Origin of the sequence: Atopobacter sp. AH10 (genome assembly GCF_003664595.1) — a bacterium.
GTDB lineage: Bacteria > Bacillota > Bacilli > Lactobacillales > Aerococcaceae > Atopobacter.
Genome location: NZ_QXPZ01000006.1, coordinates 52,909 through 74,490, shown reverse-complemented (window position 1 = coordinate 74,490; position 21,582 = coordinate 52,909). Strand labels below are relative to the sequence as shown.

Genomic DNA, 21,582 nt, shown 5'->3' with positions numbered 1-21,582 from the left:
TCCCCCGAAGAAGAGTGATTTTCTCTAAAAAATTTACCAACAACAAAATTTGACAAAGTGCCGAGAAAAACAGCACGAAATTGGTAGGACATACCCGTCCCTTCCCCTTTCGTGCTGTTTTGTTATACCGTGTAGCTTGTGGATAAGTCAGTAGCCTTAGCCCAACTCATTTTATATGCACTAGCTTTATATCTATTATATTAGACTAGTACCAACCTCTTAATTTCATCACGTCGGCAATTTTCTTCACTGAATTCATGAAGGCTGCTTGACGATAAGTCACTTGGTAGGATTCTTTCAACTGATTGATTGCATCAAAAGCTTGACTCATCTTTTGATGTTGACGTTCAAGCACCTCTTCTTCTGTCCAATAATAACCCGCTACATTTTGAACCCATTCAAAGTAAGAAACTAAAACGCCACCTGAATTAGCTAAAATGTCCGGAACTACATCGATTCCTCTATCAATAAGGACTTTCTCAGCTTCACTAGTCGTTGGACCGTTTGCACCTTCTACGATAACTTTTGCATGGATAGTTTGGGCGATTTCTGTCGAAATGGCATTTTCTAAAGCGGCTGGGATCAGAATATCATATTCTCCCTTCCAGAAATCTTCTTCAGAAATTTCTTGTGTATTTTCACCAAAGCCCATAATTTTATGGTTAGCTTCCTTATATTGGCTCAACTTGTCATAACTAATCCCATTCGGATCAAATAGAGCTTTTTCATCAATATCTTTAACCGCAACAATTTTAGCACCCATTTTTTCCAAATGTTTCGCTGCAAATGACCCGACATTCCCATAACCTTGCAAGCCAATTTTAGCTCCTTCAATAGATATACCTTTTTCTTTAGCAATTTTGCTCGCTATAATAGCAATCCCTAGACCTGTCGCTTCATTCCGGCCTAAAGAACCAGCAAATTCTACTGGTTTCCCTGTAATCACACCTAAGTTAGCATGGCCTCCAGATAGGGTAATATATTCATCCACCATCCAAGACATGATTTGCCCATTTGTATTAACATCTGGAGCTGGGATATCTTGTTTTTCGCCAATATACTTATGAATTCCTCTTATATAACCTCTTGATAGACTTTCTAATTCACGAGCTGACAATTGTGATGGATCACAGATCACGCCACCTTTGCCCCCACCATAAGGAATGCCAATAACCCCACATTTGAAAGTCATCCAAAGAGAAAGAGCTTTTACTTCATCCAAGGAGACATTTGGGTGAAAACGTATGCCACCCTTACCTGGCCCAATGGCTGTATTATGAACGGAACGGAAACCCTTAAAGACCTTAATTTTCCCGTCATCCATTTTAACTGGAATAGAAACTTCGATCACTCGTTGTGGTTCCTTTAATAGTTCATAGACATTGCTGTCTACTTTCAATAAATCGCAAGCTTCTTTCAATTGCTTTTGCGCATTAATCAATGGATTTAGATTGTCGCTTTTTGGCATATGGATACCCTCTTTTCCTTTTATTCAATGAAAGCTAAAAAATCAAAATCAGACAATTAGGCATGAAATTTTAATTGATTAGTTATCAATCCATATCATACCACAAGTCAAGTGATACTCTTACTATTTTTTAATAAATTATTTCTATTCTTCTTTTTCCTTTATTAGTTAATAATTCAACAATTTCTTAAAAAAAAGCTTACATTTTCTGAAAAAAGTAGTATGATAGATGAGGAGTTTATCATAAAGGGAGCATTCGCTCGAAAAGGAAGTGAATCATGTCAGTTTCAAATTTACTATATACTGATAACAGGTCCACCATCATTGAAGAAATCAGTATTTTAAAAAAAATATTGGATGAGACCACCCAACAAATGGTCGGTCCAGACGTATTTCATCGCATTCAAGAAATGCTCGAGTGCTCCACTCGAAAAGATACGGCCCAATTGGAAAAATTAGTTACTGCTTTAAGTAATGAAGACATGGTACTCGTGTCACGTTATTTCTCCATTTTGCCATTATTGATCAATATTTCAGAAGATGTTGACTTGGCTGATGAAATTAATCGTCAAAACAATCAACATACTGATTATTTGGGCAAATTATCTCAAACTCTCGATTGGATTGCCAGCTGTGAAGAAGCCCAAGAAATTTTAGAAAAGGTTCACGTCGTTCCTGTTCTAACTGCCCACCCAACACAAGTCCAACGCAAGACTGTCTTGGAACTCACCAGTAAAATCCATGACCTCTTGAGGAAATATCGCGATGTGAAAAGCGGAGTGGTCAACAGTGATAAATGGCACGCTGACTTGAGACGTTTTATCAAAATCATCCTCAAAACCGATATTATTCGCGAAAAACAACTCAAGGTTAAAAATGAAATCACCAACGCTATGGCCTACTACCCCAACTCTCTCATTCCAGCCGTTACTAAATTCACGATGGAATACAAACGTTTGGCCAAAGAAAAGGGGCTAAATCTCGATCTAGCTAAACCAGTTACTATGGGCATGTGGATTGGAGGCGACCGAGATGGCAACCCATATGTCACCGCTGAAACCCTCCAATTATCCGCCAAAATCCAAAGTGAAGTTATTTTGTCTTATTACATTGAAAAGCTAAATAATCTTTATCGTTCCTTATCCTTGTCAACCAGTTTGACCAAGGTTAGCAAAGAAGTAGAGGCTTTAGCTAAGATTTCACCTGATCACTCCATTTACAGAGAGAAAGAACCTTATCGAAAAGCACTCAAATATATTCAGCTTAAATTAGAAGAAAGTTTGCGTGTCTTAACCCATACAGATCCAAAAAACAGCTCCCCTTTGTTTGCTGGTGACTCTGGTCAATCTTTAAGCAGTTATTCCTCTGCTGATGAGTTCAAGAAAGACTTAATCGTCATTCGAGACTCTTTAATAGACAATGGGGATGAAGACTTATTAACCGGTGACTTCAACGAACTCCTTCAAGCTTTAGATATTTTTGGCTTCTATTTGGCTACTATCGACATGCGCCAAGATTCCAGCATTAATGAAGCTTGTGTGGCTGAATTGCTAAAGAGCGCTAAGATTGTTGATGATTATTCTTCTCTTTCTGAAGAGGAAAAAATCAAGGTTTTACTGAAAGAATTAAGCGAAGATCCACGCTATCTATCTGCTACTCAAGTGGAAAAATCCGCCCTACTTAAGAAAGAACTTGCCATCTTCCAAACGGCCAGATATCTAAAGGATACTTTAGGCGAAAATGTCATCAAGCAACATATCATTTCTCATACAGAAAGTGTTTCTGACCTCTTTGAATTAGCTATTATGCTAAAAGAAGTTGGGCTACTTGACCCTCAAAAAGCTCGTGTACAAATTGTTCCTCTTTTTGAAACCATCGAAGACTTAAATAATTCACAAGCCATCATGGCTCAATATTTGGATAATGAGATGGTTCGTCAATGGGTATCGAGCAATAATGGCTACCAAGAAATTATGTTAGGCTACTCTGATTCGAATAAGGATGGGGGCTACCTCTCCTCTGTTTGGACTTTATACAAGGCTCAAAATGATTTAACCCAATTAGGGGACAGCCGTGGTATTAAAATCACCTTTATTCATGGTCGTGGCGGTACGGTCGGTCGTGGTGGTGGCCCATCCTACAAAGCGATCACCTCTCAACCTCTAGGCTCTATCAAGGATCAAATCCGCTTAACCGAACAAGGGGAAATCATCGAAAACAAGTATGGGAATAAAGATGTTGCTTACTATAACCTAGAAATGTTAGTTTCTGCTAGCATTGATCGGATGCGTCCACAAAAGAATCCTCAATCAGCATCTCTTCACGATTTCTCCAACATTATGGATACTATTGTGGCAGATTCTAATCGTATCTATAGAAAACTCGTCTTTGATACACCAGCTTTCTATGACTATTTCTTCGAAGCAACACCAATCAAAGAAATATCTAGTCTCCATATTGGTTCACGTCCTGCCGCTCGCAAAACCATTACTGAAATTTCAGGTTTACGAGCTATCCCTTGGGTCTTCTCTTGGTCTCAAAGTCGGGTCATGTTCCCTGGATGGTACGGTGTAGGTTCAGCCTTCAACCATTTCATTAAGGCAAAAGAAGGAAACTTAGCTATTCTCCAAAACTTATATCAAAATTGGCCATTTTTCCATGCGATCTTGTCAAATGTCGACATGGTTTTATCCAAATCCAACATGGAAATTGCTTATCAATATGCTCAATTAGCTCAAACTGAAGAGGTTCGTCAAGTCTATGACATCATTCTCAAAGAATGGCAATTAACGAAAGAAGTTGTCTTAGCCATTTCCAAGCACGAAGATCTGCTAGAAAATAATCCTTCTCTTAAAGCGAGCCTCAATTATCGTATCCCTTACTTCAATGTCCTCAACACCATTCAAGTCGAATTAATCAAACGACTTCGTCAAAACAAATTGGATGAAGACTATGAAAAATTAATCCACAATACGATTAACGGGATTGCTACAGGTTTACGCAACTCAGGTTGATAGCCAATCCTCTTTCAAGAGATTGGTCAATCGTCTTTAGGACACTATTCCTCTGAGTGTGATCAAAAATCTCTATATTACTAGCTCCGAACTCGTCAATAAAAAGGTCCTCTGATTCACCTTCAGAGGGCTTTTTTTCATGAGAGATGCTTCCTCTTTTCTTATTGCGCCATTCAAGGGGCTCTTATCTCAACAAGTCCTTGGGGAAATTTTCTAAGCTCTTGCTCGGCTCATCTATAGCGTTTTTTGGCACTTTGTCAAATTTTGTTGTTGGTAAATTTTTTAGAGAAAATCACTCTTCTTCGGGGGAGTGGTTTTTATATTAAAGATGATATTTATCCTACTTTTCCCTAAACAAGCTCATCCCTATTAAAGGTACTCTTGTCGTAGAGCGTTTATTGGATAAAGTAGAAGTGCGTGTGACCTTTACACAGCTACTGACAAGCGATTCATTTTTAAAAAGCATCTCTTCTTCAAGTGCTCGAAATTGCGAAAGCCGTAGGCGGTCTTCTTGATGGTTTTTATTTGATTATTCCACGCCTCTAAATGACCGTTGTTATAAGAGTAACTATAGGCGTTGAGAATGAATTCCTTATACTTATTAAATGTCTTTAAAGGCCTGTTAAAGTGTCTAAGAGCTCCTTCGAGTTTGTAAGAAAGTAAATGATCCAACGGATATTTTGACAATCGTTTGAAAATGAAGAGACCTTCTTGATAAATATCATAAGCCTTCTTTAAGATATCAGAATAGCTTAATAGCTGTTCAACGACTTGAGATTGATTGAGTAAACCTTCAAATAATGAATAATTTTTATATTCACTTTGCTTGAGTTCAAAACGATTTTTGATCAGTAATTTCCAATAACGCTTAATCCTTCTATAGCCTTTCTTATCTTCTGAATTTCCTTTATTTAATTGATTCATTATTTCTATTCTGACTTTAGTAAAGGCTCTTGCACAATGCTGAATAATATGGAATCTATCTAAGATAATTTTTGCATTTGGAAACACTTTGCTCACTAAAATCATATAAGGTGAGTAGATATCCATAGTCACTGTTTTAACTTGTAGCCTGACAGATTCTGGATATTGAAGGAAATAATGCGTAAGAAACTGTAGTTTTCTATCTGGTAATATATCCATTGGTCGATGAGTTTTGGCATCGCTAAAGATAAAACTCATCTCATTAGGTGAACCATTAGCTGCATTGAATTCATCAAAAGACAAATGATGAGGGAGATAAGATTTGTGTTTTCTAGGCGTAGGTAAATCCTTATCTAGCACCCTAACAACCGTTGAAGGTGAAACATTGACTTGTTGAGCAAGGTCTTTCATGGAAATGTTTTTAGTTAGCTCCATCAAAATTTTACGACGAATATTTTCTGATATATTACAGCCTTTTTTAATGAAGGATAGCTAAGGAAGAGCAGTATGCTGACAACCTTTGCAAAGAACACGTTGTTTAGTCGCACGAAGTGCCGTTTTATAGCCATTGGTTTCTAAAAGACGGATAGTAGCGACACTTGTCCCATGCTTTATCATATTCTCTCCACCACAAGAAGGGCATTTAGTTTCGTTGAAAGGAGCATATCCCTGCAATAAAATTACTTGATGCCCGAACTTGTCTTTTGTAATGGTCTTAAACCCTATAGACGGAAATTGAATTTCATTTGGGTCTATCCCAAAAAGTTGATTTATTTCTAAAGATTGCGTATGATTGGTGTCACAAGGCATATCTAAATTCCTCCCTTTTAGTGTCGTAACTTAAGTATAGAGGAATTTGGATGTGCCTTTCTATCTATACTTAGTTGTTGGTGAATGTAACGAGCACTGATGAATAAAAGCTCAGTATGACCGAACTGAAGGAAAGAGTCCTTCATCGGGAGCAGCGTAAAAGGAAGTCAAGCGAATTACTTGCTGTGCCGAAAGGCTTACAGCAAGTTTGAGACTGACTAGCTGGGAGACCAAGGCTCCCAGCGGTCCCGCTGCATTTTCCCGGATGAAGGTAACTCTTATCCGAAAGAATCGGTCATTTTTGTGCTTTATATGGCATAGACAGACTACAGTCTGTCTCTTTCACCAACATCAAAAAGTATAGAGCCCGTTTTTTACTATTCTAGCTTTGTCTCTTTTTTACTGCTCATCATTGACATCAGCTTTCTTATGAACTATATTGTTAGTGACCTGTGCCTTGCGTGTTTACTATCTCTTATCACATATTTCCCATCATCTAATCACAAGGCACTCAATCTACTTTAAGCAAATGGAGGAGCTTTTCATGTTAAAAAAATCCGTTTATCGAACACTCGGTCTTAGTCTCATTAGCCTCTTAGCCTTAAGCGCTTGCCAAACAGATTCATCTAGTGACCTCTCAACGTCATCAGCTGAAAAGACTGAAGCCGCAGAAAAAATTCCAGTTAAATCCGTTAAAGCGAACAAGTCAGAAAATTCTTCAAAGCATGAAGAAACCAAACACCTGTCTAACAAATCTAAATCTAGTCAGACTTCACCAAAAGAAGCTAACAGCAATATCACCAAACAAGGAGGCTCTACTAGTCATTCTAAAACTTTTAATCTGACTAAACTTTTCAAAAACTCTCCCTCAAGCAATGAGCCTACGCAAAAGTCTACTAAAGAGATGAAATCCAGCGATAAAAATAACGTAGCTACAAGTAAAGGCAAGCAAACAAGCCCTAATAACAATCCAAACAACTCTAATCCACAATCTCTCCCCTTTGCTCAAACGAATGATAAGAATCAAGCTAGCAAAAATAAAAAACTATCAAAATTATATCAAGATGTTTTAGATCACTTAGATCACTATGAATTTAATAAAGATGCCAAACCAGAAGACGTCCATTATAGCTATGCCTTGGCTTGGATGACTCCATCCGATACGCCTCAACTTCTTGTCTCTCAACAAAGCAAATTCGGTATGTCCTATCTGAAAGTTTTTTCTGCTAACGACGATTGTAGTCAAGTATTGGTTAACGATGATATCATCCAAGTTGGTGTAGCGCCTGCTGGAGGCTTTAGAGGGGACGTTTCGCAAAGTGAAAAAGATCATGCTTTAATTTATACCAGTTTTTCTTCTGGCTCTGGCCAAACTAGTGTTGAAAAGCTAACCCTTGTACCACAGAAAAATAAGCTGGAAGTAAAAAAAGAAACTTTATGGGAAGGTATTATATCTGACCTTTCACCAGACGATTATAAATCCACGGCCTTGAATTTTGTCGACATTTCAGATAAAAGTTCTCTTGAAGAGCTACTGTCCTCAACAAATCGTTCGTCAAAAAAAGCTGCTAGCTCGCCAGATAAAACTAAGTCCAATTCGAGCAATGAGGGGGCAAAGGCAACTGATAACTCCAAAGAACAGCTAGTAGAAGCGGAACGCAATGCCGGTAAATCAGTCGTCTCAGGAACAGTAAAAGTCTTTAACCATAAAGAAATGGTCGCTTATCAAAACGAAAATCCTAATAATTTCCCAGATATGGGTCAAAAATATGTTGTCCTTATTTTAGACCAAGCCACCGATTTGAAGATGCATTCAGGTGGAGGCCCCGGCTATTCTACTCACAATGTTTCCCTCATTAAACTGCCTGATACTATGGCTAATTACGATGGTCAACACCTTACCATCAGTTTTAGCTCAGATGACGGTTACTGGCAATCTGATGCTAGCCTGCCTATGGATGCCCCTCGCATGAATCAAGTGAAGTTATTGCAATAAGCTTCCATTGCTCGTCATTCAGCCTACGCCACTTATATAGACATTGCTGCAACACGCAGTCCATTCCAGCCCATTTGAATTCTGTTGGAACTATTTCAAATAGATTCCATCAAGAATTAGCCAAACTGATTAATATAGCTAGAGTGCCCCCGAAAGTTGGATCTAAGCATCCACTTCCGAGGGCACTCTATACGTTTCACCGTCAATTCAACGGCCTTATTAAAAAACACAACAAAGAATAATTAGTCAGGCTACTTTCTCTACTTTTTACAGCCATTTTTATTTATCCTTTAGGCAGCTTCTTTCTGTTCTAGATTATAGTACTTGGCGTAAGTGGTTGGCCGTTTAAGCAATTCTTCATGACTACCTGAGTCTTCCACTTCCCCATCTTTCATGACGATAATGTGATCAGGATTCAATCGATTGATCATTCGGTGAGATACCGCAATAACCGTTTTATCCTTAAAGGCTTCTCGAATACATTGATCAATTTCATTCGCATTTTGCCGGTCTAAATTAGATGTAGCCTCGTCTAAAATAAGAATCTCTGGTTCAGCTACGATAGCCCGAGCTAAAGCAAGGCGTTGTAACTGACCCCCCGACATTTTTTGATTACTAGACCAAATCCCTTCATCCAGCCCATTAGGCAAGGAGTCAATAAATTCTTTTAAATTCAATCGTTGGCAAAGATCCATTAATTCCTCGGTCGACCATGGCTTCTTCGCCGCTAATAGGAGATTTTCACGAATAGTTCCGCTAAACAAGGCACTATCCTGTAAGACAAAGGCAATTTTCCGTCGCCATTCCGCCAATGAATAGGCTGATATATCCTGTCCATTCCAGGATATTTGACCTTCTAAAGGTTGGTACAGCCCTGCAATCAATTTTAACAAAGTCGATTTCCCTGACCCAGAAGCCCCTACGATAGCAGTTATTTTACCATGAGGAATTTCTATATTAAGATCTTTGACCTTGCCTTCATTTTCTTCTTGCAGTGGGCTAGCCGTTTGGTCTTGTCCCCAAACTCCCTCAAACAAGGCATGATGCGCTTCTTCTATTTGCCCATACTGAAAACTTAGCCCTTGGGTAGCCAAATTACTGTCTGTCGGATTTTCAGGTAAGAGCTCACCTTCATCCAACTCTTCGTTTGGCAAAGAGTTGATTGCTGTAACAATATCAAGGCTCCCATGACATCTCTTGATATTAGAAACATCCATCAAAAGATTCGTTAAATAGTCAGGTAGGACGGCTGAATAAATGTAGAAACTGATTAAATTAGCCATAGAAAGCGAATGCCGATTCACCATATAAGCTCCGCCTATTAAAACACCCGCCGTTAAAAAACTAGCACTGATTTCTACACTGGTCTTTAGAATGACATTATAGCCATTCTTTTTCAAAGCAGCCTTAAAGTACTGACGAAAGACCTCACGTCCTCTACCGATCTCTTCGGACCTTTGCCCACTTGCTTTAACATAACGAAGATTGTTCGCCCTTTCTGCTAAGTAGGCCGTCATTTTGGACATTTGATTTTGTAGGAGATAACCTAGTGAATAGGCTCTTTTATTAGCAAAAACAATGGTTACAGCCTGTAAAAGGAAGAAAGGCAGAGTTAAGAGCGATAAGAACAAGCTCTTTCTCAGCATGCCAAAAGTCATAAACAAGCAGGTCAATAAATCCGTCAATAAATAGGTGAAATTGACTAAGAACATACTAGCTTCCCCTGAATCATCTGTCACCCGAGAAATCAAACGTGATGGGCTGAATTTTTCAAATACCGCAAGTGGAAGAGATAAAAACTTGCTAAAAGTTTGCTTTTCCAAGCGACGATCAAACTGATATCTCACCCAGATAGGATAAACAGAAAAGAATTGCGTCAAACCTAATATCACTGAAAAAATAGCATAACGCGTCACTAAGCTTTTATCAAAAATCTTCCCAGCTGCAATTTCCCCCTCCAAATTAGGCAAAAGAGAGACTAAGAAAGAACTATAAGCATCAATAAGGGATGCAAATATAAAATGCCACCAAGGTAAACGGACACTTCTAATGAACTTCCAAAAACGTTGATAGGACTGATACTGTTGTCGGTCTTTTTTGAATATCACGATCTTACGCCCCCCATTCTTCTGCGACTAATTTGGCATAAAGGTTACAGTTAGTAAGTAAATCTTGGTGCTTACCTGTTTGAACGAGTTTCCCTTTATCTAAAACAATAATAGATTCAGCATTGACAACAGACTTCAAGTGGTGCGACACCATCACAACTGGATAAGTCTCAGCCAAATCGTCTATAACTCCATTAATCGTTGCTTCACTTTCTGGATCTAAATGAGATGTTGCTTCATCTAACAAGAGTAATTTCCGCTCTGGATCCTTTAATTGCAAGATAGCTCGAGCCAGGGCTAATTTTTGCCTTTCCCCACCAGATGCATTCCGTCCAGCTTCTGCCATTTGACTATCTAAACCATCCGATAGCTTATTGAAGAATTCATCTAAATCGACCTGATGAATGACATCTAATAACTCTTGATCGTCCACTTCATGATGAACACCATAAGTCAAATTAAAGCGTAAACTATCGCTAAATATTTCCACTTTCTGAGGAACATAGGCGAAACATTCCCTATAGCGATCTAAATCAAGATCCCCTATATCGGTCTGATCCAATTGAATCTTCCCTTTAGAGATAGGGTAAAATCCCAATAAGCTATTCAAAAAGCTAGATTTTCCAGAACCAGAAGGCCCGACAATAGCCGTTTTACCCTTAGGAGAAATTTCAACATTAATTCCTTCTAAGACATTTCTACCACCCAACTGAACTTCTAAATCAGAAACACGGATAGGTAAATCGGCTGGAGCTTGCTTTTTACCCACAGCTTCTTCATCTAAAGCTAAAATTTCTGAAACACGCGCCACTGAACTTTGAGCATCTTTTAAGAAAGTCCACTGACTCAATATCTGATTAAGATTCCGGTAGAGCATTTGAGATATCATGAAATACGAAATCCAAGTCGCTAATTTTAACTCTCCACGATGGATCAAATAGACCCCATAAAAAATAGCAAATACCCTAGCAGCCAATAGTAAAAGATAATCCAATACGGCAAAGATATAAGACACTCTTTCCATTCTAAATAATTCGTCATTATAGCTTTCAATAGCTTGGGCGCCCTTATCTAATTTTTCTTTCTCTTTGACATAGGATTTAATTAAAGGAACATTGATCAAAATTTCTGCTAAATACTCCGTTAAGCGGGACAAACGATATTTCAAACGGTACTGAATCTTATAATCAATACGTCCCTCCAAAATACGCAAAATCAATAGAAAAGGAATGAGCACAAGTTGGCAATAGACTAGCTTTTTATTGTAAGAAGAAATCAAAGACAATTTCGTATAAGTCGCATATAAAGCTGTAATCGTTGTAATGGTGATAGTAAAAAGAAATTCCCCTAGATTAGAGGTATCTGCACTTGTCCGTGAAATTAATTCATTAGGATTCAACTTTTCTAAACTTGGGATAGACAAATTGACGCACTTCTCCCAAATTTTTTCACGATAACGGCATATAATATCACTTAAAACATAGGTCTTTAAAGCATAGGACACGATACTAACTGCCCCACTAGCCAACAAAATACCAATCCCGACCATAACCGTATGTTGTGTCAAGTGACCTTTTTCAAAGTATTTTTGTTGATAATCGGGGAAAATAATACTCACTCGAGAATTAAGCATTGATATAGCGATAGTCCCTATTAATACTAGCCAAGGCATTTTAATAGAAGTTAACGTTCGCCAAAAAGTCTTAAAACTGATTTGTTTTACCACCACATCCTGATCCTCTTTTATATTTATACTCAAGTTTGTCTACCTCCTGACATCTAGGATCCGCTCAGTTTTTGACAACTGTTTCATCCCAGTTATTGTTTTCACTGACTGATACCTTTAAGCCGGCCGTAATTCTTTCATCGAATGAAGAATTTTCAATTCTTAAAAATATCTTAATCAATTTATTAGGAGATATGGTATCACAGTTCATTCTCATAAGCAATCTGTTTTTTATAACTTTTTTTGTGAATATAAGCACTATCAAAAATGCACTAGGCTAACAATAAAGCAATTCTATTGACCTTTTCTGATGTTTGTTTTCATTTGTTCTATTCTCTTTTATTTTATACATCATTATTTTATTCTTTATACTAATAGGGGAGTAAATTTACCCTTTTCCTCTATAAACTAAAAACTTTGTCCCAGTCAAGTGATCCCAATCATTGCACATCCTATCATCAGTGTTCCATAAGTAACTTCACTAGCTATCGACAGTGCCGTGCGCCATAATCAACCCCATTAGCTATCTTTAGTGCTCCATAATCAACTGAACTTTCTAGCGTCAGCGCTTAATAATCAACTGAACTTTCTCTATTACATAAGCAGTCTATCTACCGCTTACTGCCTACAGCCCATCCTGTTGATCCCCTACATGTTCCAGACAAGGCAATCAACTTCAATGGAATTGGCCACAAACTGCCTGCATCAACAGTTCACCGTGTTCTCAAACCACTTCATTGCAGATAAAAAGCCACAGCTATCGTACTTTTCATTCGTACAATCGCTGTGGCTTTCACCATTTCAATTTAATGCTATCCCTTTTTAACCACCTGTCACAAAGGAGAGCAAGTCTCTATTCATGCGCTTTATCTAGCTTCCAACCATATTTTTCTGGAAATAAAATTCCAAGCCATCACTAATACTGTCGCCAATATTTTAGCTAAGACATAAAAAAGTCCGCATTTTTCAACAAAAAACCACATGAAAAATTGGTTCAAGGCTAAGCCGATCAAGGATAAGACAAGGAAAAGACTAGCCTCTTGATGCCGTTGCTCTTTGCCAAAACGACTTGAAAATACATAGCGCATACTCGCCAAATAATTGAAAATTGTCGATGCAATGAAAGATATAGCTGCCGCTAGAAGATAATTGATCTGACAAACTTCCACCAAAAAGCTTAACAAAGCAAAATCAATTAGGGTAGCCATTACTCCCACCATACCGAATTTGATTATTTGCTGTAACAATTTCATTCCTATAACATCCTTACTTTTATCTGGTCAAATTTCTCTATGACTTTAAGCAAAGTTTCAAGCTCATCGTCATCTTTTTGTCCCATTGGCCTTTTAGCTTACTTTCATGCATAAGGCCAGACTTTAAGAAAATCCCCGACTAGTTTTCAACTGGGCTATCCTTTTGCCCTATATACCCCTTTTTTCCTGCATAATCCATCAGAAGGCACAAGCCTTGAACCGCTATTGGGATCAGCAAATAAACGTGAGTAAATGTGTATTGGGCTTTAGCTTCCCACCCAATATGAAAAATATTGGTTCCAATGAAGAATAAGCTGATAAAGAGAAAAATATCTTTGAGTAGAGGATTTTTAATCTTTCGATACGACCATCCCGTAAAGGCGGTAAGCCCATATATAATCCATACCAAAGCCTGTAAAAAGATCACTAGGCCTTTATAAAGAACCCCACCATTATAAATACTATTCAATATTTTAGTAAAAGTAACAGAAGCAGGAGATCCAATAGGTCCAGACCAGATCGATTGGAAAGTCGGTTCTAACCAAGTCGATAACCATTTTTTACTAAAAAAGATAAAGGAACTTCTAGGATGAGACAAGCGATAGTGAATAATTTTTCGCAAATCTCTTTTACCAACAGCTTTCATTTGTTCAGGATCGTTTTTATACTTTTCATAAGTAGAAACATTATAGCCATTGTACCATCCTGGAAATCTTTGCTGCCCATCTTGAAGCCCCATAGCTAAATGGTAAGTCGGAGGCATACCCTGATTAAGGGAATAGCCACTAATCGATTCGTAATAGGCGACCACTCCCTTATTAGCTCCAATGAACATCACAAGCAGTAAGGAAGCTTGGACAAATGGCTTCCATGACCATCTCTTTAATGCCTCTAATAGATAGACAATCAACATGGCTATGACTGCTATTTGGTAATTCATCCTGACTAAAGCGGCCAATACGAGTAGGATCGAACTAGCTAGCCCAAAAGCCATGCGCTTATCCAGGCGATAACGTGCAAAAGCATATAAAGAAGCCGTTAAGAAAAAGATTGCTGGCGTACTACCATAAACGTGCATGATAAAGAAGAGCATAGGAACAAAAGCAAAGGATAGGAGCGTCAAATATTTCATAAAGAGATGTTCCCTATCAAAAAACAATTGGCATAATTTAAAAAGGAAATAATGGCTGCCAATGGTCAACAGTAAATATACCCCTCTAATAAAACGAATAGAAGGCACAACTGAAAGTATTAACCTTTCAAAAGTCACTAGTCCTAATTGATGAGGATACTCTTTTAAATACCCCAACAAAGACTGATAGTTCGCATGATTGATCTCCATGGCTCCCCAATAGACAGATGAAGCATCAGCCTTTAAAAAAGGCTTCGAAAAGCAAATTACATAGAGTCCAAAGCTAAACGTTACAAGCGCTAAAATGGTCCAAAGTCTACCTGTCGATATCTTCTTTAACCACTTGGCTGATACTAATAAGCACGTCCCCACTATAAGCATCCCTATCCAGGCCTTATAGCTCCCCCATACAAAACGCCCATCTTCACTATATATCAAAGAGACCTCCGCTCTTACAAAGAGGTAAGAAAAGGCCGCCAATCCAGTAAAAAAGGCTAGTAAATAAAACACAAATTGATTCGCAAATTTTTCAAATTTTTCTAGTTTATCTTTGTTGATCATCATAACTTCCTTTACTTAAATGATTTAATACTTCTTTAATGCCATAACGCGGTCTATGCTTGCTTTCAAGATATATTTTCCCTATATATTCCCCAATAAGTCCAATCGCACTAATCTGTATTCCACCCAATAGCCAAATAGAAGCCACTATACTGGTCCAACCAGAAACAACTTCCCCTCTAAAATATTGGACAAGTGCATACACTAAAGCGATTAAACTAACTAAAGACATCATTAGCCCCATATAAGTAATCAACTTAATGGGTCTTATACTTAAAGAGGTGATCCCTTCAAACGCTAAAGCCAGCATTTTCTTTAGAGGATACTTACTTTCTCCGGCCAAACGTTTATGTCGTTCATAATAAACACAACTAGTATTCAGTCCAATCATGGGCACTAGCCCTCTCAAGAATAAATTAACTTCTTTATAGCGACTTAATTCCTCTAAAGCCTTACGATCCATCAAGCGAAAATCAGCGTGATTATATATAATATCTCCACCCAAATAGCTTAGGACTTTGTAGTAAGCTTGTGCGGTCACTCGTTTAAAGAAAGAATCCGCTTCACGATTATTTCTAACACCATAGACAATATTAGCTCCTGCCTGATAGGCTTTTAACATATCGTCAATGGCATTCAGATCGTCTTGCAAGTCAGCATCGATAGAGATGGTCACATCAGCATAGTCTTTAGCTAGCATTAATCCTGCTAAAAGGGCGTTCTGATGTCCTCTATTTCGCGTCAAATTTACTCCCGAAAATATAGCATTTTTTTGATGAGCTTCTTGAATAAGCTGCCAAGTCTTGTCTTTAGAACCGTCGTTAACAAAAAGTATCCGGCTCTCTTGACTAATTTGGCCAGAATCCACTAGCCTTTCATACAATTTCTTTAATTTTTCACAACTAATCGGAAGCATCTCTTCCTCATTGTAGCAAGGAATCACTAAATACAAACATGCAAGCTTAGGCATCTATTCGAACTCCATTCTCTTTCCATAAAAGCGATTATGCTTTCCTCGTTTTCTTCCTAATCGTTTTTGAGTAAACCCTAACTACTGCCCTATTTTTCTCGGAACTTTCACTTGGGTTAGGGCGATCTATCACTCGTCAAGTCCTTCTCGTCTAAAAATTCAACAGACATCAGTTGATTATATCATGCTTTTTTATTCAAAGATAGCCGATCTATAAAGTAGTAGCGCTTGCTTAAACATTCAGCTATTCTTTATAGCTCCCCCTTTTTCCAACTCTTCTAAACAACCATCTTTCATGTTAAAAATTCTATCGCAAATAGCTAAAGTAGAGGCGCGATGTGAAACCAGTAGAATACTCCGATCTTTCATTTCTTCTTTCAAAGCCTTTAAAATAACTGCTTCATTATGGCTATCCAAATTAGAGGTCGGCTCATCTAAAAGAACTAGTTTACTCTTCGTCAGAAAGATACGGGCTAATCCAAGCCGTTGCTTTTCACCAGATGAAAAGTTATCCGCTAATTCTGAAACCCTCGTATCGAGCTGATGATTTAAAGAGCGCACCCTTTCATCCATGGAAGCTTTTCTCAAGGCCTCCCACAAATCTTCATCCGTCGCCATAGGGTTGGCCATAAGGAGATTATCTCTAATGCTACCAGTAAATAGACTAGTTGTCTGAGTCATATAGTCTATATTCCTATAAATCGACTGACTATTCACTTCTTTAATATTTAGCCCATTTAAACGTATTTTCCCTCGATCAGCGTCGAAAAATCTCATCAGTAACTTCAATAGTGTCGACTTCCCACAACCTGAAGGCCCCTTAATGCCTACTTTCTCCTCTGATTTGATCACTAGAGAAATATCCTCTAGTAACTTCTGCCCATCATAAGAAAAAGCCAGATGGTCTACTTCAAGCTTTTCTAAATCAATATCTTGACCTTGTGTCACTTCTTCTATCAGAGGTTTATCTTCTAAAATATCCAAAATTCTTGACCCACTCGCCAAAGTTTGCGATAAAGTGACTCCCAAATTGGCTAAAGCTAAAAATGGGGCAAAACTGGAAAGATATAAAAAGATAGCCATAAAAGCTGCTCCCGCAGAAATTTGCCCTCTTGTAAATAAAGTTACATTCAAAAGAGCAAAGCCCACAATAAGGAAAAGAAGGACTGAATCTATATGCGTTTTCATCGTCATTTCTTGCCTTTTAAGTTGTTTTTGGCAAAACAATAAATTTCGGCTCGTCTTGTCTATTTTTTTTAAAAAGTGACTGCCTTGATCATATTGAATCACTTCTTTTAAGCCCTTGAGTTGGTCTAAAAATAAAGCGTTCAACTGACTCACTTCTTTTCGTAAATGTTCACCAATTAATTTGTTCCTTTTAGCCACACGCATCGGATAAAATACGCTTAAAAGTAATTGCGAAAACATAGCCCCTAGAGCTAAAAGAGGATGAATAGTCCAGAAATATCCTTCCAAAAAGCAGCTGGTCAATAAAGCAATCATTATAGGTGAAATAGTATGGGCATAAAAAACCTCCAGCAATTCAATATCCCCCATAATCAAACTCATCAGTTGCCCAGAATTTTCTCTTTCTAATTTGGCCGGAGCCAGCTTTCGCATGGCATGAAAAACATGATGACGCAATTGCGCTAAAATCCTAAAAGCAATGTAATGGTTACAAAATTGCTCTCCATAACGGAAAAGCCCACGTAAAATACCACAAGCGATTAATAGGTTCACATAGAAGGAAAAATGATGTCCATAAAAAGCCAGTGGACTTGTCACAAGACTTTTAGGTAAAAGTGATAATAGGGCATATCCTCCCCATATACTAATGCCAAAAGATAAGAGAAAACCTAGCGTACCCAAAAATATGGCTACTAGCATAACTGGCAACAAGGGATAAACTAAATGAATGAGTTTTTTCATTATATTGGAATTGGTATACGTTTGCTTCATTAGCCTTTCTCCCCTCTCAAATCCTTTCTAGCTCTATTCGCTACAGTTTTTCTTTCCCTTGTAGTGGGGGCTCCTAAATCGTCAAGTTCGTTCTCACTGATACCATCCCCCAGATCATCAAGCTCTGCCTCACTGGCACTATCTCCTAAATCAACAAGCTCTGCCTCACTGGTGACGTCTTCCAGATCATCAAGCTCTTCCTCCGTTAGATCATCTGTCAAAAAACGATCGATAGCTGTTTGCTCTTGGTAAAGTTTTTTATATAGCCCCTTTTCCTTCATCAGCTGGTCGTGCTGGCCATGTTCTATCAAGTGGCCATGATTTAAAACATAAATATTGCTGGCTTCCTTAACTGTATCCAATCGATGGGAAATATAAACCACTGTCTTTTCCTGTGATAAACGATAAATTTGCTCTAAAATAATTTTTTCTGACGTGCTATCCACATTGGAGCTCGCTTCATCAAAAATATAGACTTGGGCATCAAACAACAAGGCACGAGCTAAACACACCCGCTGAGCTTGACCGCCTGACAAATTCTTTCCTTGCGATAGAATCATCGTCTCCAATCCTTCTCTGGTTTTAAAAAAGTCCAACAAGCCAACCTTTTCAAGTACTCGAATCATTTCTTCTTCCGTCGCCTCTTCCTTCGCTAGGCGTAAATTATTTTTCAGCGTATCTTGGAAAAGATGACCATCATGACTAATCCGAATCACATTTTTCGCTATTTCATCTTTCTTTAATTCTTGAAAAGGCAAATTTCCACAAAACACTTGTCCTTCTTTAGTTTGATACTGACCAGCTAGCAAAGCTGCTAAGGTAGACTTCCCAGAACCTGAAGGGCCAACAATAGCCGTCAGTTGTTGATAGGGAAATTGCATCGTAAGATCTGTTAAGGCTTCGAATCCATCCGCATAGCTATAAGAAAGATGCCTTACTGATAAATCACTCTCTTTTTGATAATCGGCTTCACCGTATGAAAAATCGGTCTTTCTTTTCATCAGGTCTAGGATTCTTTCAGCGGAAGCTATCCCTGTCATCGCAATATGGAAATAGGAACTTAAAGTACGCATAGGAACAAAAAATTCCATAATCAACAAAAGAATGAAAAGCAAGGCATACAAATTCAAGTCTCCTGCTTGATATTGTTTCAAAGACACTAGAGTCCCGACAATCGCTCCTCCATTTCTTTAGCTCTCGCTTGATCTGCCTGGAAAACTTTTAGAGTAGTCATTCCTTCTAAACTATCTAAAAATAAATTACCTACATCGGCGTATTTAGACCAATATTTTCTCTGAACATTCTTGACCATCCTCAAAATAAAGGCTAAGAACAGAGGAATAAGGGGAGACAAAGTAAGCAATACTAAGGCTACTTTAGCTTGTATCGGAAGAATAATCAGAAAAAGAATTAGGGTGGAACATATACAATAATACAATTGCCCGAGATAGAGTCCAAAATAACTCTCTAAATTTTCAATCCCTTCCACACCATTCTGTAAAACTTCTTGACTCGTCATCGTTTCCCTATATAAAGTTCCTAATTCTAAAACCTTTCGATACAAAGACTGCCGTAATTTAATCTTCAATTCCTTCACTAACTCTTGATTGGCTTTCCAAGAATTTCTCAAACTCACTTGTCTCAAAATAAGGGATAAGATGAGTAGAAATCCAGACAATGGAAAAGAAAGTAGCCATTCTCCTTTTAGAAAGAAATTCAAAAAATTGGCCAAAACAGCCGAAAAAACAACATTGGCCAAAAGCTTGCAACAATTATAAGCCAAAGATTGGGCTAAATAAGTTTTTGCCTTCCCACAATAAGCTAATATTTCTTTTTCAATCATGCTAGACCCCTTTCTAGTCGTAAATTTCAAGTACAAGTTAGCCACCCTTTTCTAGCCAACCAGGATTGCCTTTTTATAAAAATGATTCGATTACTAGAGCAATATGGTGATAGCTTTTTTCAATACAAGTGATGGTAAAAACAAACTGAATCGGCTAAATCCTTTGCTCCCTGTTTCTTATAAAAATGATAGGCTGGACTATTCTTTAAACTAGTAAAAAAGCTGCCAGCAACTCCCTCTTGCTTTAATTCTTTGAGCGTTGTTTGATATAAATGACTTCCAAAGCCCTGCCCTTGACAAGTCGGTGAAACAAAGAATTCATCCATATAATAACTTTTTTCTGTCGCATATATCCTTATATGGCCCAACATGGCAGCAACTATTTTCCCGTCTTTTTCCATCACATTCCCATAAAAATGAGGAAAAGTTAGCAATGACTCCAAAGATTGTCGGGCTGTTTTTTCTGTCCACTCCTCATTCCACGGTGGGGCATTATAGACAGATAACATTAACTGAGCTAGAGCTATGATATCAGAATGGACTACTTTTCTAATATTCATGATCAAATCACTCCCTTATATAAAATATCATTCATGTTATCAACCTAATATGAAATGCAACTTCATGCTATTACCCTGTTTTTATAATGATGGGAAAAGCTTCCCTTAGCTTTAACCCCAGCAATAACTTCCCCCAAAATTTTTTCTTGTTAAATAGTCATCTGAACGACTTATTTCAATCCGTCATTCGGTCTGCTTCATTTATTTCTCTAATAAGTCTACAAGGATTCCCTGCAACTAAGCTGTTTTCAGGAATGTCCTTCACCACTACACTGCCCCCAGCTATCACCGTGTTATCCCCAATAGTCACGCCAGGCATTACTTGTACTCCAGCTCCCCATGTAGCTTCTCCTGTTTCTAATTATAAAAGAACGCACAGCTGATATCTTAAGTTCATAGCCATTTAGTTCGAATACCTTGGATCAACGATTTACTTTCCTTCTTTATTATTTGCCAGCTCCTTTCTATTTTGTCAAAAGTAGCTCTATTAGTCTAGCTCATTTCTATCTTGCTGAGCACAATAAGATTAGCTTTGTAGCTACATGTAATAGATGACCCTATCTATAAAATGCCTTAAAAATGCAAGCTTTAACTGTCTAAGCTATTCATCCGACACCGTAAAATTACATTGATATAATTGCATAATCTCTAGTGATGAAAGCTCTTCATCCATTTAGCTAAATAAAAAAGCCTCTGCTATCTGATTTTTAGATAGACCGAGGCTTTTTTGTAAGAACGATATGCTATATTGTAAGTGGTACCAATTGGCTTAAAGTAGCGATATTTTTAAAGAAATTCTAGTAAAAAGGATGGGTAGATTCGTCAAAAAGAAGAACATCTTGCCTTAACCATGTGGGGCATTAACGATTTTACTTTGGCCATATCGATACTTTTATTTAGGGCTTCCTTTCTGTATGAGTTAGTTTTACTCTACAGGAATATAGTCAAAAAGGATAGCTAGCTAGTAGATGCCCACTTACGGCCACGTCATAGAAGATGAGCAACTAATAGTCGCCCGCTTACAATAAGACGAGTCCCCCCTTAATAAAAAAGAGGCTGGTTTCCCAGCCTCTTTTTGTTTGAATCATGATTTAAGCTCATGACTTGTTAAAATGAACAGTTTAAGTCTGTACAAGCTCGCTATTACTTAAATCCCACTCACTGTAACTCAACCCTTTTAAAAGGCCAATAATGACACTCCCAAAAACATCAAGCTTTCAAAAGCAAGTTAGATAGCTGAAGTCCCCCTCAATAATAT

The 21,582-nt window shown here is 37.9% G+C and carries 14 protein-coding genes and 1 pseudogene; 2 read left to right on the top strand and 13 right to left on the bottom strand.

The window, feature by feature from the left end:
* Positions 1-205 precede the first annotated feature (205 nt).
* Complete coding sequence (locus tag D3H64_RS02055) at positions 206-1,468, bottom strand: Glu/Leu/Phe/Val dehydrogenase (protein WP_121564360.1); 1,263 nt, start codon at positions 1,466-1,468, stop codon at positions 206-208.
* A 278-nt stretch (positions 1,469-1,746) separates the two neighbouring features.
* Between D3H64_RS02055 and ppc the strand changes: the two genes are divergently transcribed.
* Entirely contained in the window at positions 1,747-4,482 is a 2,736-nt protein-coding gene (gene ppc, locus D3H64_RS02050) for a phosphoenolpyruvate carboxylase (protein ID WP_121564358.1), read from the top strand.
* Positions 4,483-4,908: 426 nt separating this feature from the next.
* Here the strand turns inward: ppc and D3H64_RS02045 are convergent, their stop codons facing one another.
* Together D3H64_RS02045 and D3H64_RS02040 are read right to left on the bottom strand one after the other, a co-directional pair.
* Positions 4,909-5,889: an ISL3 family transposase gene (locus tag D3H64_RS02045; RefSeq protein WP_121564356.1), complete on the bottom strand. Its 981-nt coding sequence runs from the start codon at positions 5,887-5,889 to the stop codon at positions 4,909-4,911.
* Positions 5,890-5,898: 9 nt separating this feature from the next.
* Complete coding sequence (locus tag D3H64_RS02040; protein ID WP_121564355.1) at positions 5,899-6,216, bottom strand: transposase family protein; 318 nt, start codon at positions 6,214-6,216, stop codon at positions 5,899-5,901.
* Positions 6,217-6,760: 544 nt separating this feature from the next.
* Here D3H64_RS02040 and D3H64_RS02035 point away from each other — a divergent pair.
* On the top strand, positions 6,761-8,212 hold the full coding sequence (locus tag D3H64_RS02035) for a hypothetical protein (protein WP_121564353.1): 1,452 nt from the start codon (positions 6,761-6,763) through the stop codon (positions 8,210-8,212).
* A 290-nt stretch (positions 8,213-8,502) separates the two neighbouring features.
* Here the strand turns inward: D3H64_RS02035 and D3H64_RS02030 are convergent, their stop codons facing one another.
* The 10 genes and pseudogenes from D3H64_RS02030 to D3H64_RS01990 form a co-directional block, all read right to left on the bottom strand.
* Positions 8,503-10,320 (bottom strand): ABC transporter ATP-binding protein, encoded by a 1,818-nt coding sequence (locus D3H64_RS02030; protein ID WP_121564351.1) that lies wholly within the window; start codon positions 10,318-10,320, stop codon positions 8,503-8,505.
* 4 nt (positions 10,321-10,324) lie between these two features.
* A complete protein-coding gene (locus tag D3H64_RS02025) occupies positions 10,325-12,079 on the bottom strand; it encodes an ABC transporter ATP-binding protein (RefSeq protein ID WP_121564349.1) in 1,755 nt (584 codons plus the stop codon).
* A gap of 833 nt (positions 12,080-12,912) precedes the next feature.
* The gene (locus D3H64_RS02020) at positions 12,913-13,299 is read right to left on the bottom strand and encodes a GtrA family protein (RefSeq protein ID WP_121564347.1); all 387 of its coding nucleotides are present in this window, start codon (positions 13,297-13,299) and stop codon (positions 12,913-12,915) included.
* 139 nt (positions 13,300-13,438) lie between these two features.
* Complete coding sequence (locus tag D3H64_RS02015; protein ID WP_121564345.1) at positions 13,439-14,992, bottom strand: hypothetical protein; 1,554 nt, start codon at positions 14,990-14,992, stop codon at positions 13,439-13,441.
* Positions 14,976-15,962 (bottom strand): glycosyltransferase family 2 protein, encoded by a 987-nt coding sequence (locus D3H64_RS02010; RefSeq protein WP_121564343.1) that lies wholly within the window; start codon positions 15,960-15,962, stop codon positions 14,976-14,978. Before D3H64_RS02010 ends, D3H64_RS02015 begins: the two co-directional genes overlap by 17 nt.
* A 240-nt stretch (positions 15,963-16,202) precedes the next feature.
* The gene (locus D3H64_RS02005) at positions 16,203-17,921 is read right to left on the bottom strand and encodes an amino acid ABC transporter ATP-binding/permease protein (RefSeq protein WP_121564341.1); all 1,719 of its coding nucleotides are present in this window, start codon (positions 17,919-17,921) and stop codon (positions 16,203-16,205) included.
* Positions 17,921-19,075: an ATP-binding cassette domain-containing protein gene (locus D3H64_RS10320; RefSeq protein WP_199700119.1), complete on the bottom strand. Its 1,155-nt coding sequence runs from the start codon at positions 19,073-19,075 to the stop codon at positions 17,921-17,923. The genes D3H64_RS02005 and D3H64_RS10320 overlap by 1 nt, the downstream gene beginning before the upstream one ends.
* Positions 19,076-19,080: 5 nt before the next feature.
* On the bottom strand, positions 19,081-19,764 hold the full coding sequence (locus tag D3H64_RS10315; RefSeq protein WP_199700118.1) for an ABC transporter transmembrane domain-containing protein: 684 nt from the start codon (positions 19,762-19,764) through the stop codon (positions 19,081-19,083).
* Between the two features lie 119 nt (positions 19,765-19,883).
* Positions 19,884-20,324 carry a GNAT family N-acetyltransferase gene (locus D3H64_RS01995; protein WP_121564339.1) on the bottom strand — a complete coding sequence of 147 codons (441 nt, stop codon included), beginning with the start codon at positions 20,322-20,324 and terminating at the stop codon, positions 19,884-19,886.
* A gap of 175 nt (positions 20,325-20,499) precedes the next feature.
* Positions 20,500-20,664: pseudogene (locus D3H64_RS01990) on the bottom strand (sugar O-acetyltransferase); the annotation flags it as partial.
* Positions 20,665-21,582 lie beyond the last annotated feature (918 nt).